This window comes from Paenibacillus sp. FSL H7-0350, from assembly GCF_038593195.1.
In the GTDB taxonomy this organism is placed as follows: Bacteria; Bacillota; Bacilli; order Paenibacillales; family Paenibacillaceae; genus Paenibacillus_AQ.
Window position 1 is genome coordinate 2,241,478 of the sequence record NZ_CP151972.1, and the last position, 20,991, is coordinate 2,262,468.

Annotated in this window: 19 protein-coding genes; 6 read left to right on the top strand and 13 right to left on the bottom strand. The window is 48.0% G+C overall.

Annotation, left to right across the window (positions count from 1 at the left end):
* Positions 1-333 precede the first annotated feature (333 nt).
* Both NYE24_RS10330 and NYE24_RS10335 read left to right on the top strand, forming a co-directional pair.
* Positions 334-1,365, top strand: coding sequence for an ROK family protein (locus NYE24_RS10330; protein WP_341026130.1), 1,032 nt, complete (start codon positions 334-336; stop codon positions 1,363-1,365).
* Positions 1,366-1,466: 101 nt separating this feature from the next.
* A complete protein-coding gene (locus NYE24_RS10335) occupies positions 1,467-2,666 on the top strand; it encodes an MFS transporter (protein ID WP_051493971.1) in 1,200 nt (399 codons plus the stop codon).
* Between the two features lie 482 nt (positions 2,667-3,148).
* On the opposite strand, the gene NYE24_RS10340 is transcribed toward NYE24_RS10335, so the two are convergent.
* Positions 3,149-3,829: a GDSL-type esterase/lipase family protein gene (locus NYE24_RS10340; RefSeq protein WP_036699570.1), complete on the bottom strand. Its 681-nt coding sequence runs from the start codon at positions 3,827-3,829 to the stop codon at positions 3,149-3,151.
* Between the two features lie 238 nt (positions 3,830-4,067).
* Here NYE24_RS10340 and NYE24_RS10345 point away from each other — a divergent pair, with 238 nt between their 5' ends.
* The 4 genes from NYE24_RS10345 to NYE24_RS10360 all read left to right on the top strand — a co-directional run bounded on the left by NYE24_RS10345 (position 4,068) and on the right by NYE24_RS10360 (position 7,259).
* Positions 4,068-4,751: a pectate lyase gene (locus NYE24_RS10345; protein WP_036699681.1), complete on the top strand. Its 684-nt coding sequence runs from the start codon at positions 4,068-4,070 to the stop codon at positions 4,749-4,751.
* Positions 4,752-5,055: 304 nt separating this feature from the next.
* The gene (locus NYE24_RS10350; protein WP_076154341.1) at positions 5,056-5,826 is read left to right on the top strand and encodes an amino acid ABC transporter substrate-binding protein; all 771 of its coding nucleotides are present in this window, start codon (positions 5,056-5,058) and stop codon (positions 5,824-5,826) included.
* A gap of 14 nt (positions 5,827-5,840) precedes the next feature.
* A complete protein-coding gene (locus tag NYE24_RS10355; protein WP_036699575.1) occupies positions 5,841-6,500 on the top strand; it encodes an amino acid ABC transporter permease in 660 nt (219 codons plus the stop codon).
* A 15-nt stretch (positions 6,501-6,515) separates the two neighbouring features.
* Positions 6,516-7,259 carry an amino acid ABC transporter ATP-binding protein gene (locus tag NYE24_RS10360; protein WP_076154340.1) on the top strand — a complete coding sequence of 248 codons (744 nt, stop codon included), beginning with the start codon at positions 6,516-6,518 and terminating at the stop codon, positions 7,257-7,259.
* A gap of 145 nt (positions 7,260-7,404) precedes the next feature.
* Here the strand turns inward: NYE24_RS10360 and NYE24_RS10365 are convergent, their stop codons facing one another.
* From NYE24_RS10365 to NYE24_RS10420, 12 genes are all read right to left on the bottom strand, one after another.
* Positions 7,405-8,211, bottom strand: a complete 807-nt coding sequence (locus NYE24_RS10365) for a class I SAM-dependent methyltransferase (RefSeq protein ID WP_076154339.1) — start codon at positions 8,209-8,211, stop codon at positions 7,405-7,407.
* A 307-nt stretch (positions 8,212-8,518) separates the two neighbouring features.
* Complete coding sequence (locus NYE24_RS10370) at positions 8,519-9,667, bottom strand: AI-2E family transporter (protein ID WP_084649060.1); 1,149 nt, start codon at positions 9,665-9,667, stop codon at positions 8,519-8,521.
* A gap of 204 nt (positions 9,668-9,871) precedes the next feature.
* On the bottom strand, positions 9,872-10,936 hold the full coding sequence (locus NYE24_RS10375; protein ID WP_342478606.1) for a suppressor of fused domain protein: 1,065 nt from the start codon (positions 10,934-10,936) through the stop codon (positions 9,872-9,874).
* A gap of 286 nt (positions 10,937-11,222) precedes the next feature.
* Complete coding sequence (locus tag NYE24_RS10380) at positions 11,223-12,407, bottom strand: malic enzyme-like NAD(P)-binding protein (RefSeq protein WP_342478607.1); 1,185 nt, start codon at positions 12,405-12,407, stop codon at positions 11,223-11,225.
* Between the two features lie 270 nt (positions 12,408-12,677).
* Positions 12,678-14,036 carry a 2-hydroxycarboxylate transporter family protein gene (locus NYE24_RS10385; RefSeq protein WP_083677710.1) on the bottom strand — a complete coding sequence of 453 codons (1,359 nt, stop codon included), beginning with the start codon at positions 14,034-14,036 and terminating at the stop codon, positions 12,678-12,680.
* A 224-nt stretch (positions 14,037-14,260) separates the two neighbouring features.
* Positions 14,261-15,742 (bottom strand): hypothetical protein, encoded by a 1,482-nt coding sequence (locus tag NYE24_RS10390; protein WP_342478608.1) that lies wholly within the window; start codon positions 15,740-15,742, stop codon positions 14,261-14,263.
* Positions 15,739-16,467: an ABC transporter ATP-binding protein gene (locus NYE24_RS10395; protein WP_342478609.1), complete on the bottom strand. Its 729-nt coding sequence runs from the start codon at positions 16,465-16,467 to the stop codon at positions 15,739-15,741. Before NYE24_RS10395 ends, NYE24_RS10390 begins: the two co-directional genes overlap by 4 nt.
* On the bottom strand, positions 16,460-16,627 hold the full coding sequence (locus NYE24_RS10400; RefSeq protein ID WP_342478610.1) for a hypothetical protein: 168 nt from the start codon (positions 16,625-16,627) through the stop codon (positions 16,460-16,462). Before NYE24_RS10400 ends, NYE24_RS10395 begins: the two co-directional genes overlap by 8 nt.
* A gap of 9 nt (positions 16,628-16,636) precedes the next feature.
* Complete coding sequence (locus tag NYE24_RS10405; protein ID WP_342478611.1) at positions 16,637-18,385, bottom strand: ABC transporter ATP-binding protein; 1,749 nt, start codon at positions 18,383-18,385, stop codon at positions 16,637-16,639.
* Positions 18,386-18,430: 45 nt separating this feature from the next.
* Positions 18,431-19,810: a radical SAM protein gene (locus tag NYE24_RS10410; RefSeq protein WP_342478612.1), complete on the bottom strand. Its 1,380-nt coding sequence runs from the start codon at positions 19,808-19,810 to the stop codon at positions 18,431-18,433.
* Positions 19,811-19,898: 88 nt separating this feature from the next.
* Positions 19,899-20,033: a subtilosin A family bacteriocin gene (locus NYE24_RS10415; RefSeq protein ID WP_342478613.1), complete on the bottom strand. Its 135-nt coding sequence runs from the start codon at positions 20,031-20,033 to the stop codon at positions 19,899-19,901.
* Between the two features lie 200 nt (positions 20,034-20,233).
* Entirely contained in the window at positions 20,234-20,944 is a 711-nt protein-coding gene (locus tag NYE24_RS10420; RefSeq protein WP_342478614.1) for a response regulator, read from the bottom strand.
* Between the last annotated feature and the right edge of the window lie 47 nt (positions 20,945-20,991).

Consider the following 20,991-nt stretch of genomic DNA (forward strand, 5'->3'; position numbering starts at 1 on the left):
CTCTTGTACAGAGGATTGGCGAAATATTGGATACGCCTAGGTTGTTACCGTCTCAGCGCGGATTTTCCAGGAATATGATAGAAGAACCCCACTTCAAGGAGGCCTGGAATCAGCGGCCCTCCTGGTACAGTGGCATAGGGGCTTCAGGTTATATTATTGGTAATACTCGGTAAGAAGCCTTACTCCATGCGGAGTAGGCTTTTTTGTTATGAAACAATGCAGCAATCTGCTCCACCAATTATATCTTGCCCTTTCACCGGAAACTGACTACAATACACTTATTATAACTCTTTTAATAACATCGGTAGAATCATCCGGGAGGGGAAATCCGCTATGACACAGCCGTCTCATAATACACAACTGGTCAAGAAAATAAACGTAGAGCTGGTGAAAAATGCGCTGCGCACCTCCGGTACCGGCACCAAAGCCTCTGTCGCTGGGCAGACGCGGCTGAGCGTGGCTACCTGCGGCACCATTCTGAATGAACTGGTTCAGACCGGTGAAATTCTGGAGCTGGGCTGGGAAGAATCCAGTGGCGGCAGACCGGCGAGAAAATATCAGTACAACGCAGATTACTCTTCTATTATCTGTATGATTGTGCGTTCGGAGGGCGGCCGTCAATCCATTACCTGTGCGCTTGCCAATCTGAACGGTGAAATCAAAGAGGAAGCTGTCAAGGAATGTGAAGAGATTACTCCAGATACCCTTAGAGACTGGCTGGATGAGATGATTGCGGACCATCCGAATGTGCAGGCGATCGGCATAGGCATTCCTGGGGTAGTGCAGCATGACCGCATAGGCATCTGCGATGTCCCTGCGCTTGCAGAGCAGCCGCTCGGACTTTTCCTGAAGGAACGATATGAAGAGGTTGAGATCATTATTGAGAATGATATGAATCTGACGGTGTATGGCTTGTACCAGAAGCTGCTGCTGGATGAAGAGAGTCATTTTGCCGTGCTGACCTTCCCCAAGAATCATTATCCGGGGGCCGGCTTCATGGTGAACGGACGTTTGCTGAACGGCAACAGCTTTTTTAGCGGTGAGGTGTCTTATCTGCCTTACGGCATACCCAGAGAAGAACAGCTCCGGCTGCTCCAAGGAATGGGGGATCCCCGCAAGCTGGCTGTGCACGCACTGGTATCGATCATCAGCATCATCAACCCGGCCACCATCGTTATCACGGGTGATAATATCTCGCCGGAGATGCTGGAGGATCTGCGCAGCGGATGCCTGGACATTATTCCGCCTGAGCATATGCCTGAGCTTATGATTCAGCGGGACACCCGGCAGGAATACATGAGCGGACTAATTACCACAACCACGGAAAGCCTGAATTACCGCTTCCGCCTGGTTGAACGTAAGTAAGGCACAACTATTTTGAATCATCCAGGAGGCTATTTACTGTGAAAGCTCAATCCGGCAATTCCGCCAGCGCACCACGCAGTAAACGTAACACCGTCTATATCATGCAGCTCGTAACAATCTTTCTGGGCTTTGTCGTCTTTGGCATCTCGGAGAATATTAAAGGGCCCGCCATTCCGCGGATTCAGCTGTCGTTCAATCTGGACGAAGGCCAGCTCGGCACCCTGCTCTCACTGAATGCGCTGGGATATCTGATCGCCTGCTCCTTCACCGCTGTGCTTGTCCGCAAATGGGGCATCAAGGCCGTCACTATCATTTCATTCGCTTCCATGGTCCTCTCGGGGGTGCTGATCTACCTGTCGCACAGCTATCCGCTGTTTGCTTCCTCCTACTTCCTGATGTATATCGGGAACGGGATGCTGGAGATCGGACTGGCGATTCTGGGGGCACGTATTTTCGTCAAAAACACGGGGATGATGATGAACCTATCCCACTTCTTCTATGGATTAAGCTCAACTGTGGCGCCGCTGCTCGCAACCGGAGTGATGTCGCTGAGCGTGTTCGGACATCTGCTGGACTGGCGGGGGATGTATCTGGTCATGCTGTCGCTCTGTCTGCTGCCGATACTCTCGGCGCTGCGCAGCACGTATCCCGGGGATGATCTGCCGCAGGAGGACCGCACCTCCTTCCGCACGCTGACGCGTGATCCCGCGCTCTGGATGATGGTGATGATCCTGTCCTTCGGCGTGGTCTCGGAGCTGGCAGTGGGCGGCTGGCTGGTTAACTTTCTGGAAAAAGCCTATGCCTGGGACACCGTCCGGGCTTCCGGCCTGCTCTCTGCTTTCTTCCTGGTGTTCTCTCTAGGCCGGCTCTTGCTCGGCGCTTTGACAGACCGGATCGGCTTCGTACTCTCGCTGATTATCTTCTCCTGCTTCTCAGCGGTCTGCACCTTCGCCGCCCTGGCCGGCGGGGAGCGTCTCGCCTTTCTGTTCGCCCTCTCCGGGGCCGGAATTGCTATTATCTATCCTACCGTTATGGCCTTCATTGCCCGCAGGTACCCGAACGGGAGCGACACCGCAATTACCTTCGTCGTGACTCTGATGGGTCTCGGCAGCGTCATCGGCAACTACATTATCGGCTGGGTGATTGAAGCCGTAAAAGCATTCTACGGCTCCACTACCGAGCTTGGCCTGCTCCGCGGACTCCAGGCAGGGTACGGATTCATCGGCTTATGCGCCGCCGTCTGCTCCCTGTCGGGCATCGTGCTGTATGTGTATTTGAAGCGGCGGCGGGAGTTGATTTGAGGGACGGGGCTATTAAGGGATTTAATGTAAGGTATAGACTATGCATTGGCCAAGGTACTATTCTATGCAATGAAAAGAATAGCTGCTTTACTCTCCACTGCACTATTGGCATTAACAATTGGAGTAATACCTGCCAATGCGGAACACCTGATGGCAGCGACGGCTCTGAAATTGGAGCATCAGTAACTATACAAGGAACTCTATTTTTCATTTGTAAAAACTACTCATTATCAAACTTCCTATGGTTCCGGCAAAGTAGTTGATCAGAGAGATATTAAGGTTATTGATGTAGGGATTGATCTGAATGAAACTTCTTTAGATAAAAAATCGATTATTATCGATCCCCAACAGACAAAGAAAACCTTAATAAAGGCAAATATTAAAAATAACAATGACCGATGAAGACATAAAAAAAGAAGTAGACAAAACAGGCATGGCACTTCAACCTGACAGCGCTATTTTTACGTCTCTGTGCCTGCCTTTTACAAATACCCCTTAAGATTATTCAGCACCACCGCATACCCGTTAGCATACATATGAACGCCATCCATCGTGTACTCTTCCTTCAGATTTCCTTCGGTGTCCATCAGTCCCTCATTCACATTGATGAACTCATAGCCGTGCCTGACCGCCAGTTCCTCCACGGCCCGGTTCGCTTCCAGCAGTGCCGCATTGGTTCTCGTCCGGAAGTAGCTCGCCCGCAGCTCCTCATCCATGCCGGGAAAGTCGGCCTTGGCGTTGACCGGGTAGTAGGCCATGACGTACACCTTGCACTCCGGCAGCCTGGCCCCGATCCGGGCCAGAATTTCATTGTAATTCGCAAGCAGCTTCCCTAGCTCATACTCCCCGTCCGCTGAACTGATATCGTTCGTGCCGATATTAATGAACAGCCGCGAAGGCGCAAGCGCCAGCACACATACCTCCAGCGAATCGAGCAATTCCCTGGTCACATAGCCCGCAATCCCGCGGTTATAGATGATGGTCCGCTTCTCCAGCGTCTGCTGCAATTCATTCACCGGAAAAAACTCCATCAGCGAGGAGCCCGCCAGTACAGTCTGCCCTTGTAGCGCCAAGGTGTTCAGAATGCTGTACTTCTTCACCTTCTCTTCTTTCTCCTCTTGCATCTGCTTCTCCCACATTGCGTCAAGCTCTTCCTCAGTCATTCTCAATTCCCCCGTTTCTACGGCTCTATTATTCTACTATTGTTATCCTTTATCTCTCAGCTTGCAACCCTTGCCTAATTGTGTCTGAAATATGTAAATCATTCTCATTAAAAGGATTTTGTTCTATGCACACGTGTTCTGAATAGGCTAGATATCGGGTGCCGTCAGAGGTGCACATCTGGCTGGTATGCCACAAGGGACCGGTGCGCCGGACCTAATTCTACAGCTGAAGGGCGGAATGTTTTTGAAAAAGGTAGTTGGCTTGCTCCTGTCGGTTGCACTGTTGTCTTCGTTCTATGTTGCCAGTCCCCCCGAGGTATCTGCCGCAACGCCGATTGTGGTGAATTCGACGATTGTCGTACCGGCCGGGCAGACGTATGACGGCAGCGGCCAGACGTTTGTCGCCAATCCGAGCACGCTAGGAGACGGCAGTCAGGCAGAGAACCAGAAGCCCATCTTCCGGCTGGAAAAGAATGCTACACTCAAAAATGTAATTATCGGCGCTCCCGGCGCAGACGGGGTTCACTGTTACGGGAATGCTACCATCTCCAATGTGACCTGGCAGGATGTCGGCGAGGATGCCCTGACCCTGAAGGCCTCCGGCACCGTCAATATTACAGGCGGGGGTGCGTACAAAGCCTACGATAAAGTGTTCCAGGCGAACGCTGCGGGCACGATCAACATCAAGAATTTCAAAGCGAATGACATCGGCAAGCTGGCCCGCCAGAATGGCGGAACCTCGTACACGGTGAACTTCACTCTGGATAACTCTGACATCTCGAACGTCAAGGATTCCATCTTCCGCACAGACAGCAGCAGCAGCTCTGCCAAAATTACCAACACCCGCTACCGCAGTGTCCCCACCCTGTTCAAAGGCTTTGCCTCAGGCAAGACCAGCCAATCAGGCAACACGCAATACTGAAGCAACAGGTAGAGAAGCTGGTGTAAATACGGCAGTCTGAGCCTTACCGCATATAGCTGTTATCTGAAACCGCCTTCATTCCGGCACTGCCGGGATGGAGGCGGTTGGCCGTTCAAACGGATAGCCAAGCACACATGAACACGATCAGCTCCGGGAAGGAGAAGTTAGATTTATTTTGGACACATCTGCCTCTCTCAACTCTATCGACATGAACTCACATGATATGTTATTATGATACACTGATAACGTATTAACGAACTAAAGCAACGGATGCGGCAGGCAATCTACTAGGGGGATTAGAGAGATGAAGAGACAGGGAATATGGGTTCTACTCGTAATTATGGCACTTGCAGTGGTCACTGGCTGCTCCAGTTCAGGCGGTAAGGACGGGAAGCTGGTGATCGGCATCGACGACAAGTTCGCTCCGATGGGCTTCCGGGATGATAACAATGACATTGTCGGCTTCGATATTGATTATGCGAAGGCGGCTGCCGCGAAGATGGGCCGGGAGGTTACCTTCCAGCCGATTGACTGGTCCGCCAAGGAGTCTGAGCTGAACAGCGGACGGATCGATATGATCTGGAACGGATACACGATCACGGACGAGCGCAAGGACAAGGTGTTATTCACGAAGCCTTATCTGGAGAACAGCCAGGTGGTTGTCGTGCTGGCGGGCTCAGCGCTTACGAAGCTTCAGGATCTGGCAGACAAAGAGGTCGGACTGCAGAGCCTCTCCTCTGCCGCCGATGCCCTGGATGCGAATCCGATCAAGGCCGAACTTAGCGGCGTGTCTGAATTCACCGATAATGTACTGGCACTGACCGACCTGAAGTCGGGCCGTCTGGACGGGGTAGTCATCGATGAGGTTGTTGCCAGATATTACATAGCTAAGGAACCGGATACGTACAAGCTGATGGAAGAATCGCTGGCCCCTGAGCAATATGGCATCGGAATTAAGAAAGGCAATGAAGCACTGCTCGATGAGCTGCAGAAGGCGCTGGATGAACTGAGCAGTGACGGAACAGCCGCCGAGATCTCAACCAAGTGGTTCGGAGAGAATAAAGTATTGAACTAGGAGCCGGTTAAGCCATGGATATTGATTATATTATTAGAATTTCCGGACCGATGCTGGAAGGCGCCCGGACTACGGTGCTGCTGTTCCTGATCGTGATCGTGCTGTCCATTCCGCTCGGGATGGTGGTCACGCTGATGGCCAAAAGCACACTCAAGCCGCTGGCTTGGATCGCACACACTTATATCTACGTCATGCGCGGAACGCCGCTCTTACTGCAATTGTTCTTCTTCTGTTTCGGGCTGCCGCAGATTCCCGTGATCGGGCAATATCTGGTCATGGACCGTTTTGTAGCGGCCAGCCTGGGCTTTATCCTGAATTACGGCGCTTATTTCGCCGAGATTTTCCGGGGCGGGCTGCTCTCGATCGATAAAGGCCAGCATGAGGCGGCCAAGGTTCTGGGCTTAAGCCGGTGGCAGACGCTGCGCAAGGTTATTCTCGCTCAGATGTTCCGCGTGGCGCTGCCTGCGGTTGCCAATGAGTCTATTACACTGGTCAAGGATACCGCTCTGCTGTATGCCGTGGCCGTGCCGGAGCTGCTGAATTTCGCCAAGACGGCGGTGAACCGTGATTTCACGGTCACTCCTTTTGTCGTAGCGGGCGTCATTTATCTGCTGATGACCCTGGTGCTGACCTTGTTCTTCAAGCTGCTGGAGAAACGTTTCAAATTTGAGTAGAAGGGCTGTATGGCTATGAGTAGCATGATTGAAGTACGGCAATTGAAGAAGGACTTCGGCAGCCTCAGCGTGCTGAACCAGATAAGCTTTGACGTGAAGCCTGGCGAAGTCGTTGCGGTGATCGGACCCTCTGGCTCCGGCAAAAGCACCATGCTGCGCAGTCTCGTGCATCTGGAGGAGGTCACCGGGGGCAGCATCGCTATCTGCGGCAAAACGCTGGTTGAGGACGGACGCTACGCCAGTACGGCGGCGATTAGAGACATCACCTCAAGCATGGGGATGGTGTTCCAGCATTTCAATCTGTTTCCGCATCTCAGTGTGCGGGACAACCTGGAGCTTGCCCCGCGCACACTGAAGCGGGAAAGTGTCCAGCAGATCACGGCCAAGAGCCGGGAGCTGCTCGCCAAGGTAGGTCTGGCTGACAAAGCAGATGTCTACCCCTCCACGCTGTCAGGCGGGCAAAAGCAGCGGGTCGCCATCGCCAGAGCGATGATGCTCAGCCCGGATATTCTTCTGTTCGATGAGCCTACCTCGGCGCTCGATCCTGAATTGACCGGCGAGGTGCTGCGCGTCATCCGCCAGCTGGCTGAGGAGAACATGACGATGATGATCGTCACCCATGAAATGAGCTTCGCCCGCGATGTCGCGGACCGCGTCTTCTTCATGGACAACGGGGACATTGCCGAATCCGGCACCCCGGAGGAGATCTTCGGCAGTCCAAAGCTGGAGCGGACGCGGACGTTTTTGATGCGGGAGTAGCAGATTGGAAGGTCATAAGGACTTGGCTTAACGCGAGTCCTTTTTTTCATGCAAGGAAAGCTCTATAATTTTCGGAATGATTGAAAAGTAAAAAGGCTCTGTCAGTAAATACAGAGCCTGCTAACACGTTATCAATGACACGCATTTATTTACGAACTAGCTTACGATACCTGTATATATCGCCACCAGATTTACTAACATGATAAAACGACTCAAAACCTCTTTTTATTAATTCTTCATCGGGTTCCCTTTTCCTATTATCTTCCCCGATGCAATCAATAATGTAACCACCGTTTTTAACAATCCTAGACAGTTCAGCAATCTCAACGTCATAATTGTCGCCGACTACATGCCCCGACATCACAATATCGAAGGAATTATCCTCATAAGGGATTTTCTCGATCGTACCGTCTACGACTACAACATTATTAATGTTCTCACGTTTGATTTTATCGCGCATGTACTCCCTTAGCATATCGGTAGGTTCGCTTGCATACACACTTTTCGCCTTTTCTGCTGCGGTAAATGCAAGCCTTCCTGTACCGCTTCCTACGTCGAGAACTACCTTATCCGTAAAATCTGCAAGTTCAAATAGTAACTGTTTATCCCAGTCGTAAATATAATCACAGTTTTGGTTCATAATATCGGGATAAACATAAACGACCGAAGTTTCCATTGCATGAATTACAAATACCTCTGCTTTTCGAATATCATGAGGTGCAAGATTTTGGGGCGCCACTGCGATCATTTTTTCAATCGAAGGCTTGCTTTCAGGGCTTTTATGTGCAAAATACCATGCTACTGATGGGTTATATGCTAAAGCTATGCTCAAGTTATCACAATACTCGCCCCATCCGGCATAATTGTTACATATCATGCGAACCATCCATCTGTCCATTAACAAGAAGCTGTTAAAAGAAAACTCTTCTGCGTTTATCCAGTTAAATGACATAGTAAACTAATCCTCCATTTTTTGGGAGGGTTAAAGTATAGCCGCCCTCCAAGAGATTATGCGAGCTATATTCTCTATGATTGTAGCTGGAACAAATTGTATTATCAATGTATAGTTCTTTTATAACTAACCTGCCCGTTAGCTCAAAGAAACATTGTCAGTTTCTTTTGACAGAAGCAAATGGATTTAGTCCATCTAATTTAGCGCTATAGATACTCTTCTCCACATTAGTTGGATAAACAACACTTACTGGGGCCGACTTTAGGCGAATCCTTAGAATTGGGCAGATTAGATGTACTTTTTCCACTTACTCCCCCGTAGCCGCAGAAGACACCGTGCCCCCGGGCACCGGCTCCACGGGTCCCATTGGCGCTGCCGGCTCCTCATCCCAGCGCTTGCTGAGGAAGAGCTGATAGAGCTTGACGATGATGATTTTGAGCATCATGTAGACCGGAATAATGACCAGGATGCCGATGATGCCGCCGAAATCGCCGCCGGCCAGGACGAGAATGATGGTAGTCAGCGGGTGGATATCCATGCTTTTACCAAAGATATAAGGGGCAACCAGGTTATCCTGAATCTGCTGCGCAACGAGCACGACCACAATCGACCAGACCGCCGTAGACGGAGACTCGATCAGACCGATGATGAAGATCGGCACAGTAGACAGAATCGCTCCGATAAACGGGATAAAGTTCATCAGCACCGCCACCAGTGTCAGCAGCAGCGCATACGGCAGCCCGATGATCAGGAACCCTATGTACATGAGCACGCCGAGCGCCAGATTGACCAGCACTCTGCCGACGATGAAGCTCCCCATCACGTTATCAATCTCGGCAACCACCCCCGCGCCTTCCTCGTGATACCGTTTGGGGAAGAAGCTTACAACCTTATCGCCGAACTTCCCGCCCTCCTTCAGCATGTAGAACAGCAGGATCGGAAAGGTGAACAGCACAATCGCAAAATTAGAGACAAATGAGAACAGCCCGGTCACATAGCCCGTTGCCAGTGAGAAGCCTGTATTCAAATAACCTATCAATTGGCTGGACAGGTTCATATTCTCGGGAATCAGATTCGATAGCAACTCCGTGTTCTCCAGCTTGCTAAGCTGCTCTCCCACGGCTCTCAGCACACCCGGCATATTGTTGACCAGGTTCAGCAGCTGATTTTGCAGCGAAGGCCAGACCCCCACGATGAAGCCCAGCAGCAGAATAGCAATCACCAGATAGACCAGCAGGATTGCCAGCGTCCGCTTCATTTTGCGGGAGGACAGGAAGTCAATCAAGGGCCGAAGCAGATAATAGAAGAAGACTGCCAGCATTAACGGCACCATCACAACCTTGAACAACGAGATAATAGGGGTAAAAATAAAGTCTACTAATGAGCTGACGTAGATTATTCCCAGCACCAGCAGCACGGCAATACACACGCGGATAAACAAATTCAATTTGGCCATAGTGGACTCCCGTTCCGTTATTTTGAGCAGCGTTTCTTGTTCACTTAAATATAGCCGGGTATTCTTAATTCAAACTAAACCAAGTCTAAAGATAAGCTAAAGATTTGGTCTTCAGGCTGAATACAGCTATGTTTAATTTCCTCATGAAACGGCTCTGGGATAGACGGGTATCTATTTGCCGAAAAAAAGCTGCCGTCCGCGCGGTTAGCCAATAGTTTCGACCACATTACCTTCCTGGTCTTTGATGTAGGTCTTGCGGATCTGCACCTTCAATTCCTTGGCGGCAGACAGCCGGAGCTCCCCTTCCTTAGGCTGGAGCTTCTCCTCCAGCTCCAGGACCACCTCTTCCGTCAAACCGATGCTGACAAAATCCTCGTTGACCACAGTCCCGTTAACGGGTTTCAACTCCAGCATCACCTGCCGCTGCTTACTGTTCAGTGTCAGCGGCTTCCCCTTCAGCAGACGGCCGCGCAGCAGCTTGGCTATAGTCGGTGCCTGCCTTGCTCCTATGGTCAGGACAGCAGGTGCAGTGCCGAGCAGGCGGCTTTTGCCCGGCTCATAATTCAGTTCATCTACATACAGAATGCCCGTCTGTGATCCGTCACGTTCAATGCCCTGACGTACCGCTTCCTGGATGACCGGAAGCCGGAGCAGCGAATCCCGGGCTAGATCGGTGATATAGAGAGGCAGCACCTCCTGACTGGCCTCCAGGAAGGCATTGGTATTCCAGGACATCATCGCTTCCAGCTCGTCCGCTGTGATCCCTACCATCTGCAGGAATTCCACACGGCCGTTCGGCGTATCCACAGCCGGAAGCTCCGGGTCATCGGTGAACGCCAGCGCCGTCAGCCGGGTAGCAGCCCCCAGGCATATCGGGCCATTGGCATCCAGATGATGCCCCGAAGCAAAGATATTGCCGCTGGAGAATACATATCGGGCCATGTTCTGCAGCAGATTAATCGCCCAGGCTGGAGGCTCCTGCTCGCCGCTACTACGCGCCAGACGGAAGGTCAGCTCGAAGCCGTAGCCGCTGTATTCAAGGTCTTCAGACTCCTTCTCATACAGCTCGGAGAACCCGAAGGTTACGAAATGCCAATGCGGATATGGCTGCTCGGCTGCATAGGCGCTAATTCCGTTCAGCGGGTCATTGCCCCCCAGGCTATACGGCAGCATTGCAGCATAATGCTTCGGTTCCTGTTGTCCGTATAGCCCTGTCATCTGTTCCTCTATGGCATCCCAGCCGATGGCTTCCACTTCGTGCTCACTCATCTCGTTCCCTCCGGTATCATATTTATGTACAGCCGGAACTCCCGTATCCGGCCCAGAATCTCCCGTTCATTACCCCAAATTCCGCAATCATAACCAGCGCCAGGCGGCTCTTTCCCCCTATAGCCGTACACTGCCTGAATAACACCTCCAGCTTGCAAAAAAATCCACCAAGTGGGGCTATAGCTTCGATGATGACTCAGATACTTTGCAGGTACCCCAAAACATATAAAAACAGCAAGCTCATCTGACGAGCTTGCCGTTTGGTATATCTTCATTATTATAGGTATCAGTTAATGCCGACCAGCAGGTTCTTGCGGGCTACGCCGCTCTTAACTGCCGCTTCGGCTACAGCCATGCGGATTCTCTCTACTACCCGCGGATCGAAGGCGTCTGGGATGATATATTTCTCATGCAGCTCAGACGGGTCAATCACTGAAGAGATCGCCTCTGCTGCCGCCAGCTTCATGTCTTCATTGATATCCGTAGCTTCACAATCAAGCGCCCCTCTGAAAATCCCAGGGAAGCATAGTACATTGTTAATCTGGTTCGGATAGTCGGAACGGCCGGTCGCCATGACTCTTACATGCGGCGCAGCTATCGCGGGATCAATCTCCGGCATCGGGTTCGCCATAGCGAACACAATCGGGTCTGTGGCCATGTTCAGCACATCTTCCAGCTTCAGCACGTCCGGTGCAGAGACTCCGATGAAGACATCCGCGCCTTTGATCACATCGGACAGACTGCCGATTTCAAGATAAGGGTTCGTAATCTGGGCAAAATCGCTCCAATGGCTGCGCTCATAATCCGCCAGCCGATTAATCGCGCCCTCCCGGTCCACGCCGATCAGGTTCACCGCTCCGGCATGCAGCAGCATTTTGGAGACGGAGATGCCTGCCGCACCTATTCCGTTGACTACGATTTTGACATCCTTAATATCCTTGCCGCATACCTTGAGCGCATTCAGCAATCCGGCAGTAACGACAATTGCCGTACCATGCTGATCATCATGGAAGACCGGAATGTCCAGCTCGGCTCTTAGTCTGGCTTCAATCTCGAAGCAGCGCGGAGAGGAAATGTCCTCCAGGTTAATGCCGCCGAACGTCGGGGCAAGCGCTTTTACAATCGCAATAATCTCTTCGGTATTCTTGGTGTCCAGGCATATCGGCACGGCGTCTACGTCTGCGAACTGCTTGAACAGCGCTGCCTTACCTTCCATAACCGGCATGGCCGCCTTCGGCCCGATATCGCCAAGCCCCAGTACAGCCGTGCCATCGGATACGACAGCTACAGTATTCTTCTTCGTGGTTAGCTCATAAGCCTGGGACTGATCGTCGGCAATCGCCTGACAGACCTTCGCTACACCCGGCGTGTAGACTTTGGACAGGTCGTCTTTGCACAGAATCGGATGCTTCAGGGTAGTTTCAAGCTTACCGCCTTTATGCAGCAGCATAATCTCTTCTAATAGTTCCATAATAGTTCCTCCATTCAACTGGTTAACCGTTTGCTTGCATCTATTCTCAGATCTTTCTATATATAGCGGATCTTCCTGCACCGGGAACCTTACCAGACCCGTATGCAGGCCCGTCAACTCTGCGTTTCATAGGCTCCTGTAGCCATTCTCCGCGATAATGAATGGATTGGCAATACAAAAGCTGACATCTGTGAATTGTCCATGATTTAGACACGTTTGGATACGTTCTCATGTGATTCAGGCGTACCGTCTGCGGATTGAGCGCCTTGATCAGCCGCCCCACACAGAGATGAGCAATGTGGCTACAACTACTGTAATCGCACCGCCGATACGGGTGGAGATCTGTGCGAACGGCATCAGCTCCATGCGTCCTGAGGCAGACAGAATGGCTACATCGCCTGTTCCGCCAAGGCCGCCGCGGCAGCCGGTAACAATAGCCGCCTCAACCGGATACATATTGACCCATTTGCCGGTAAAATAGCCGGTGATCGTCATCGCCACGATAACAGTAGCGCAGACAATAATATAGGGAAGCGAAATCAGGGCTGCAACATCCTTCAGCGGAATGTACAGCATCCCCAGGCCGACCATGAGCGGCCAGGTTAAAGTACCGGAGACCAGCTTGTAGAGCTGATAAGCGCCCTGCTCGATTTTGGACGGGAGCAGCTTGGAAATCTTCAGTAGTGCTGCTGCGAAGATCATCAGGATCGGACCTGGAATACCGACGAACGGCGACAGCAGATGTCCCGTGATGAACAATCCGCAGGCGAACAGCAGGCCCGCGCCCATCAGCAGGAAGTCCGGCTTCGCGCTGTCATACGTGCTGCCCGCCAGCTTCTGGCCGTCCTTCGATTTCACCAGTACACCGTTCCCGGTGATGGACGGATTCTTGTCAGCCATCCGCTTGAGCAGTCCCGCTCCGATAATCGCAAACACGTTGCCGATCACCGCCGCTGGAATCATCTGTGCCACGTATGACCCGGATTCGCCGCCAAGGATCTGCGAGAACGCGATGGACAGCGGGAGAATCCCTTCACCAACGCCGCCGCCGATAATAGGCACAACGATGTAGAACAACGTCCGGTGTGCGCTATAGCCGAGCAGCATCCCTACGCCCATCCCCGCAGCGACTGCGGCGATCGTTCCGGCCATCATCGGAATGAAAATACGGATGAAGCCGTTAATCAGCGTGGTCCGGTTCATCCCGGTAATACTTCCGGCTACCAGAATCGAGATGTACAGGTAGAGGAAGTTCGATGTCTTCATCAGCGTGTTGACCGATTCGAGCACCGAAGGGTCAAGCACATTCCAGAACACCAGGAACGATGGGATCATTAACGAGAGGATCGCGGGACCGCCGATATTCTTGAGAATCGGAAGCTTGAAGCCCAGATCACTGAGCAGCACCCCCAGTACAATAATTACTGCAAAGCCGCCGATCATGTCGTTTGGCAGTTCACCAAGCACAGAAGCCGCAAAAATAATGAGTGCAAATACCACATACAATGGGAGCGGAATAACGCCTACCTTTAAATGCAGAACCTTCTGGACAAAACCCTGTTCTCCTTGATTCAGTACAACAGGCTGCTGTTCCGGTACCGAAAGTGGGGGTTGAATTGCTTTTTGCATGTTAACCTTACCTCCTTAACTCTTTTACAAATTCATCATAGCTGCTTTGAAAGCGCTTTTGTTTTTATGAAAGTAATAAAGGGGTTTTGTAAATTATTAAAGTAAGCGCTATCAATTAAAAGCGCTGGAAGTACTCATACAAGGAAGTACTCTCTGAATATAAAAAAATCCGGCTCCTCAATATAAGAAGCCAGATGAATAATAAGTTTTGTGTTCTCGTTCAACTACAAATGAATAAGCTTACTGGTATAGACCTGAGATTTTGCTAACTCACGAATGATGAAGATGTATATTGAAATCCAGACTACAACAACAAACACACCTGAAATACTAACAGAACCAGCAATTTTATCGGATAATATCAGACTCGATATTAATAGAGCTAAAAAAGCCAGGTTACAGCCATAAGCAGCATACCGCTTAGGATGACGAAGCGCCTGAATCGGATTATTCCATGTAAAGTCAGGAAATTTAAGATCCATACCGATCTTTAGAAGTGTATTAACCCCTATGGCCAGCACTACTGATGGAATCAACCAGCATAATGTGACCCAATCCTGTATTTTGTTGGATATAAGCAAGATGATAATGGAAGGCAGCACACCTAATACATCACATATTGTGCTAAACAATAATTTCGTATTAAAGATTGATTGCAGGGTTAGCGGCAAGCTTTTTAAGCCGAACCATTCGCGCCCTTCGCGGGAGAATGCAACTATTGAACTGGACATCCCAGTACTCAGCAATTGAGTAATAAAAAATACGCTAAGGATGGCAGAAATGTTCTCAGGAACAATACTCGCCATAACGAGCTTAATATTATGATTGAAGGCAAAAGAGAAAAATGCCCCCATACAGATCATAACGATGTAATTGACTGCAAAGGACGGAACTCTGAAAAAATTTGCTATTTCACGCTCAAACATATAGAATTGTCCCGGCAGCCAGGTATGCCTTGAAGGTTTCCGGGGGCTTTTTAATTCTCTCCCCTTCAACCAATATTGTTCAAGAAGCCTCATATTTCCCAGTGCAAGTGTAGATGCGAGAATCAAAATACCCAACCAGCACAAGGGACTGCTTAACCAGGAGGCAATCTGCATTCTCAACGCGATGTTATATCTGACATAAAAACCGGTAGAGACAATAATAATTGAGAAAATACTCAGATTCAACCAACGATAGTTTTTTCCGCCAGGTGACACATAGGCCCCAATAATAGAAATAGCCAGCGATAAGTTAAGAGTTACAACCGGTAATAGAACGAAGCATACACCAATAGCAACATAGTCCCATAAAAGAAGAGAATGGCTGACCCAAGCCAGGTAGAGCAGCGGAAATATGATGAACGCCTTGTATAGTAAAAAACGCAACAATAATCCGCAAAAATAAGCTCCTGCGATCTCTTGTTTAGATAATGGCGTAGATAAAAGCTGATTTATACTCTGTCCATCATATAGAATGGCAGTGAACCAGTTCATCGTAAAATACAAAAAAAACAATTGCGTTACCAAAATCGAAACCAGTAAGTCAATTAATGGATTAGAAAAAATCGAAAGATTCATTAATTCACTGCTGTACACTACATTTAAATAGACCCAAATCATCGCCAAGAATGATACCAAAACAGCTTTTCGTACAATATGATTACGTATTAGTTCATACTGTATCACCCATTTAAACATCAGCCAAAGTTTAGTGATTCTCATTTCGATACCACATCCGTAAATAGATGTTCCAGATCAATGGTCCGGGGAAGAGTGTCAATCGCTGTATTTAAAGCAGGCTTGCCTTCCTTTAAGATTACAACATGAGAACATATTTCTTGAGCGATATGTAATAAATGCGTAGAGAACAACACGGCTCCTCCAGAGCGGGTAAATTCAAGCAAAGATTCTTTCATCATAATGATGGACCCGGGATCTAATCCGACCATCGGTTCATCTAATATTAACAGGGCAGGATCAATCATTAGTCCGGCAGTTAATTGCAGTTTTTGTTTATTGCCTAAGGACATTTCACCTATTTCTTTGTTTATATGTTTAGTAAGTCCGAAGGCTTCCGTAAAGCTTTTAATCTTAAGCCAAGCCAGGCTGTAATCAACATCATAAAGTTGACACATCCATTTTAAGTATCGGTCCCCACGCATTTTTTCAAACAAGACGGCATGGTCCGGAATAAAAAACAGATTTTTTTTGGCCTCAATAGGATGTTGTTCCAAAGAGATACCGCCTACTTCTACTGAGCCCGATGTTTTCTCGATAATGCCTGAAATAATCTTCAGTGTTGTAGTTTTACCCGCACCATTTTCCCCCAATAAGCCGCAAATTTGTTGGGGATAGATAGACAAATTGAGCTCAGACAGAGCCAAATTACTCCCATATTTCTTAGAGAGCGCACGTATATGGAGTGAAGCTGTTTGTGAGCTAACCATTCTTTTTCATCCTTTTGTAGCTAGCGAAAGCAGCCACTGCCCAAAGTGCTGCACCTATAAAAAATAAAGAGCTGGTTGAGCTATTGGAATCTATTCTTTGAATTCCGGCTATCACAAATACCAAAGCGGTTACAGCACAGATAATAACTCTCCTCATCATTATTCCCTCCTAAACAGTACCTTGAATTTCTATACTCCAAAGCTTGCGATAATTAAAACTATTGCGAATTAATTCTGAATGCGTCCCCTCCTCAACACAACTGGCATCATAGACAAAGATAACATGATCGTCTTCCTTAATGGATTCTAAGTCGTGTGAAATTAATATTATGGTGCATCCTGTAAACTCTTCCTCCAGGCATTTATACAACATCTCTTTTGAAGATGTATCGAATGAAGAAGAAGGTTCATCAAGTAATAAGACGCTAGGTTTTTTTAGAATTAATCGGGCCAATGATAGCTTCTGCTTCTGCCCTCCGGATAATTGAATTCCTCCCGTCCCCAATAAGGAATCCAGCCCTTGCGGCAAACCGCTGGCCCAGGCCTTCATGCCCACCTTATCCAGAACACCCCATACCTGCTCCTCACTAACATTCTCCTTCACATATTTGAAATTTTCGAACAATGTATTAGAGAAAAAGAATTGTTCCTGGAAAATCACCCCCGTGTATTGACGCAACTGATAATCGGAATAGTGTTCTAACCTTTCTTCATCCATTATAATCTGACCGCCAGTTACAGGATATTGTCTGGAGATTAGATGAAAAAGGGTGCTTTTCCCAACACCGTTTGCTCCTACAATGACATTTCGGACATAGGGGATAATTTCGAAATTGGCCTGATTTAGAATCTGCGTACCGTTATCGTAATGAAACGAGACATTTTCAAACACAAAATTCCCGCTAATCTCCCGTTTAGTCCTGCCGGGATTATGAATAACCGGAGATGGCTGATCCAATACCCAGTATATTCGTTCCATTCCCGTTAAAGACTTCTGATATTGGAGCCAGGTGGCCGAGAGTGTAAACATGGAATTGTACATTCTCTCGATATAAGTTTTATATGCTACAAGCCCCCCGACAGTCATCGTACCACCAATTACATAATATCCTCCTAATCCAAATGTCAGCAGCATTATGATTAGAGCACCTGATCCTAAAAAAAACGTGTTTTGGAGATTTATAAGCGATAAACTGATATTATTCCGGTACCATTTTCTTAAAGCCTCACTATACCAATGAATAAGACGGGGATAATTACCGTTACTTTTAATAAAATCAATGCCATTCAGAATATCATTGTCAATATGAAAAAGCTTTGAAATATTCTCTCTCCCCTCCATCGACTTACTTTTATATTTTTTACCTGTTCTCTTTTGAAAGAAATAAATCCCAGGTACAATAATTATTGTATAAACAAATAATGGTAAATGCAAGTATGCCATCATAATAAGCGAATACAGCATCGATATGATTTGTGAAATAATAACGAGCAATAACCTTGACGATAATAAATCTACTGAATTAATATCAACCTCCATCCGATTTAACAAATCACCCTTATCATTCTTATGAAAAAAAGACAGCGGTAACCGGAAAAGCTTTCGGATGAGCTTCAATCTAAACCGGGCTGTTGCCTTTTGACCGATTACCGTTTGCATGTAGGATTGAAAGCCGTCAGTTCCAACCTGCACCAGAAAAATGATGACAAACAGAATAATGAGTTTGAAAAGTAAGCCAACATCTTTTTGTGAAATGGCTACGTCTATTATTCCTCTGACAATAAGCGGGTTTAATGCTATTATCAGGTTTGAAAATAGCGTTATTACAATTAATATTGCCCACCATGTGTATAGAAACCGCAAGTCCTTAACAAAGGACTTCAAGACCTTCTTATTCCCTGTATTATTTGTACGCATATAGCATTCCTTTCTTCAAATCCCGCTCGAAGAATAAGTCCGCAGTTAATGTGTTTGCAGTTGAAGCTCCTTCTTTTTTTGTGTATATTCCAGGAGATTATTACCTTTAACCCAAGGACAGGCTTCTTCTGAATGGGAGTTAGCTTCGATTGCACGTAAAGCACAGCCTCTGCAATACGATTTTTGACTGCAATCAGAACTGCACAACTCACTTTTAACAGGTGAAACCATATTAAGAAGCTGGTGCGCCAGTGGTGAATCAAAAACCTCCCGATAGCTTTGATGATGTAAATTGCCCATATCCATCATCCCTGGAGTTAACATTACACAGGGTCTAACATTCCCAAATGGATCCACAATCACTGATTTCCAACCCATTCCACAATTTGGAGTTTTATTATTATTCCGGATTTGTTCTTCACTTAAAACAGCAATAAAATCTGAGTATTGATCCATAATGCGTTTTTCATAGTTGATAATCTGTTCAAGTTTGCCGACATCAACCTCCATTTCTAATCGTTCACCCCTGCCAAAAGGATCCACTTTGGAGTACCCGAAGAGTGAAGCACCCAGCTCTTTCGCAAGCAGAAGCGTATCCTCAATATGCCATACATTTTTGTTATATACAGACATTGCTGCCCTGACAAAAAAACCTGCTTCACTGATCATCCGGATTCCATTACATGTTTTCTGAAAGGAACCCTCTACTCTTCTTAACTCTTCATGAACTTCCGCAGTAGGTCCATCTAACGATACACTGAAAACAATTTTGTGCTTGTAAGGTTCAAGCGTTGACAAAAGCTTTTGAGTTATCTTGGTACCGTTGGTCAATAACCCGACAATATCAAACATTTTTGCAGCCAGTTCAACAATCTCATAAAAATTAGGATGAATAGAAATTTCTCCGCCTGTAAGTTCAACAGATATCACTCCATGGTCTCTTAACGTAGAGAAAACATGCTTTACATGGGCAAGAGACATCGTATCATCAATGTCGGGACTAGCTTCACGATAACAGTGCGCACATCTTAAATTGCATTGCGCAAGCAATTCAACCGTAGCATGAATGGGTGTAGCGTAATCAAAATCTCCAGTAATGTTAATCTTGTAGTATTCAGGACTGTCAAGTAATACTGCAGCTCCTTCTTCTACTAATTGACCAATTACATGCTCTGCACCTGAACTATAGATGAAAGGATCCGATACATCATATTTATTACCTAATAGTGTTAAAATTTCGTTTCCTGTATATATCCCGTGACAATGAGTCAATATTTCCGCCGCTGTCTTATTCAAGGTGAGAAGTGAATCATCCATTTGTAAGGAGGTAGCATTCGTCTCATTTCGGATATAAATCAAATTATTTTTGCCCGGATTTAGATGTAAGTGTGCTTTTTCAGTCAGTGCAATGTACTTAGATAACATATACTTCTCCCCAATCATCGGAATTTGTTCACAAAATAAGAAAAGGACTTAAAGAATTAGCTGCTCTTTAAGTCCCATCCATAAAAACTTAACCCCAAATATTAAATACATTCACAGCAGCAGTGACCTCAGTATCGGGAATCGGACCGTCAAGCAGACACAATGCACAAACACTACAAGCAGGGCAAGTACTTTTTTGCGTTTCAAAGCTTGGATTTCCCACGTGAATTCCCTCCTAAATATTGGATTTTATTATTACTGCACCCAAATAATACATCTAATATTTGGGAATTAATGTGAAAAAAAATCACAAAAAATGGACAAGACCTATTAAATTGGACATAATATAGAAATAGCCCTCAGGCTCCTCAGTGGGAGTCACAGGGCTATCAATTTCCGTTCTGAAGCTGAGAATATTCTTTCTTAGTTGATATACTTACTAATCAGCCCTCTGCCGCTGGGCGCGATGCGGTATTTCTGCACCGGCCGTCCGATGCTGCCGTAGACGAGGTCCATCTCCAGCACGCCCATCTCGGTCAGCCCGATCAGGTATTTGCCGGCGGAGACGCGGGAGATGCCGGATACCGCTGAGATATCCTCAGCGGAGAACAGCTCGCTGCCGCAGGCCTCCACGGCACGCCAGATGGTCTGGAGCGTCTGACGGGTGAAGCCCTTCGCCAGCTCCTGCGAGGTCGTCCGTTCCTGCTTGAACCGGGACAGTCTGTCTAGCTCCGACTGGTTCAGCCGCTCCTGGCTGCGGAACAGCTTGTTCTGCTCCCGGTATCCGTTCAGCGCGGCCCGGAGCCTGGAGAACTCAAACGGCTTGATTAAGTAGTCCACCGCCCCGTTCTGCAGCGCTTCCTGGATGCTCTCCTTGTCGCTTGCCGCCGAGATGACGATGACATCGATCTTCACACCTCTGCGCCGGATCTCGGACAGCAGCTCCAGCCCGTTGCTCTCCTTCATGTAGATATCCAGCAGGATCAGGTCATAGGCCTGCTTCTCCAGCATACCCAGCACTTCTTCCGCCGAGCTGGCCCAGCCATCGGCTCGGAAGCCCTCCACCTGCTGCACATAGAACTTGTTCATCTCCGACACCATGGGATCATCTTCAACGATTAGTACTTTGATCATAATGGCTTATCACCACTTTTCATGGGCTTTCCACCCTTTTCATTAAA

Excerpts from the sequence above, each read along its gene's own strand:
- NYE24_RS10330 (WP_341026130.1), top strand. The coding sequence starts at position 334 with ATGACACAGCCGTCTCATAATACACAACTGGTCAAGAAAATAAACGTA.
- NYE24_RS10355 (WP_036699575.1), top strand. The coding sequence starts at position 5,841 with ATGGATATTGATTATATTATTAGAATTTCCGGACCGATGCTGGAAGGC.
- NYE24_RS10340 (WP_036699570.1), bottom strand. The coding sequence starts at position 3,829 with ATGACTGAGGAAGAGCTTGACGCAATGTGGGAGAAGCAGATGCAAGAG.
- NYE24_RS10370 (WP_084649060.1), bottom strand. The coding sequence starts at position 9,667 with ATGGCCAAATTGAATTTGTTTATCCGCGTGTGTATTGCCGTGCTGCTG.
- NYE24_RS10365 (WP_076154339.1), bottom strand. The coding sequence starts at position 8,211 with ATGTCATTTAACTGGATAAACGCAGAAGAGTTTTCTTTTAACAGCTTC.
- NYE24_RS10400 (WP_342478610.1), bottom strand. The coding sequence starts at position 16,627 with ATGATGAGGAGAGTTATTATCTGTGCTGTAACCGCTTTGGTATTTGTG.
- NYE24_RS10345 (WP_036699681.1), top strand. The coding sequence starts at position 4,068 with ATGTTTTTGAAAAAGGTAGTTGGCTTGCTCCTGTCGGTTGCACTGTTG.
- NYE24_RS10405 (WP_342478611.1), bottom strand. The coding sequence starts at position 18,385 with ATGCGTACAAATAATACAGGGAATAAGAAGGTCTTGAAGTCCTTTGTT.
- NYE24_RS10385 (WP_083677710.1), bottom strand. The coding sequence starts at position 14,036 with ATGCAAAAAGCAATTCAACCCCCACTTTCGGTACCGGAACAGCAGCCT.
- NYE24_RS10350 (WP_076154341.1), top strand. The coding sequence starts at position 5,056 with ATGAAGAGACAGGGAATATGGGTTCTACTCGTAATTATGGCACTTGCA.
- NYE24_RS10380 (WP_342478607.1), bottom strand. The coding sequence starts at position 12,407 with ATGGAACTATTAGAAGAGATTATGCTGCTGCATAAAGGCGGTAAGCTT.
- NYE24_RS10390 (WP_342478608.1), bottom strand. The coding sequence starts at position 15,742 with ATGAGAATCACTAAACTTTGGCTGATGTTTAAATGGGTGATACAGTAT.
- NYE24_RS10360 (WP_076154340.1), top strand. The coding sequence starts at position 6,516 with ATGAGTAGCATGATTGAAGTACGGCAATTGAAGAAGGACTTCGGCAGC.
- NYE24_RS10410 (WP_342478612.1), bottom strand. The coding sequence starts at position 19,810 with ATGTTATCTAAGTACATTGCACTGACTGAAAAAGCACACTTACATCTA.
- NYE24_RS10420 (WP_342478614.1), bottom strand. The coding sequence starts at position 20,944 with ATGATCAAAGTACTAATCGTTGAAGATGATCCCATGGTGTCGGAGATG.
- NYE24_RS10335 (WP_051493971.1), top strand. The coding sequence starts at position 1,467 with ATGCAGCTCGTAACAATCTTTCTGGGCTTTGTCGTCTTTGGCATCTCG.
- NYE24_RS10395 (WP_342478609.1), bottom strand. The coding sequence starts at position 16,467 with ATGGTTAGCTCACAAACAGCTTCACTCCATATACGTGCGCTCTCTAAG.
- NYE24_RS10375 (WP_342478606.1), bottom strand. The coding sequence starts at position 10,936 with ATGAGTGAGCACGAAGTGGAAGCCATCGGCTGGGATGCCATAGAGGAA.